This window comes from Cyanobium sp. NIVA-CYA 375 (assembly GCF_056108345.1).
In genome coordinates, this window is record NZ_JBSYHW010000393.1 from 1 (window position 1) to 586 (window position 586).

Genomic DNA, 586 nt, shown 5'->3' on the forward strand with positions numbered 1-586 from the left:
GCATGCAATTAACTATTCAAATTATAAGCTATTGTCGCCTCAACGCAAGGGCTGATCGTATTTTTCGAGGTGCCCTATACTAATAAAAGAGTTCGAAGAGATTAGTGGCACCAAAAGCTTCCTTGGTAGCCCATCAATGTATGGCATCTTACGGGGGCAGAAAGTCAATTTATACAAATGCTTTATACCGCTTACGTGGCGCCTGTGCGCCAACGAAGGATTGACCGCCCTGATTCACCCACATGGCTCTTTCGAAGACGCGCGAGGCCAGAGTTTTAGACTCGAAGCCTACAGAAGAGTATCGGATATCTTTTATTTCAGAAATGAGCGAAAGCTTTTTCCTGAAATAAACAATAACAAGCAGTATTCAGTCAATATATATAGAGGCATGCCGAGCGAGGTCTCCTTCAGGTGCATTTTTAAGTTATTTCATCCCAAGACAATCGACGAGAGTCTTGCAAGCCAAGCAGAAGAGTCATCGCACTTGGGCTTAAAAACCAAGGAAGGAAAGTGGAACCTAGAAGGATCTCCGTCGAGAGTCCTGAATGTAAATACTGAAATGCTAAAGTGCTTCTACAGGTTGCTG

1 protein-coding gene is annotated in these 586 nt (G+C 43.7%); it reads left to right on the forward strand.

The features are described from left to right. Nucleotides 1-220: 220 nt before the first annotated feature. Nucleotides 221-586, forward strand: a 366-nt coding sequence (locus tag AC01FP_RS18770; protein ID WP_474482432.1) for a hypothetical protein, incomplete at its 3' end; no start/stop codon positions are given.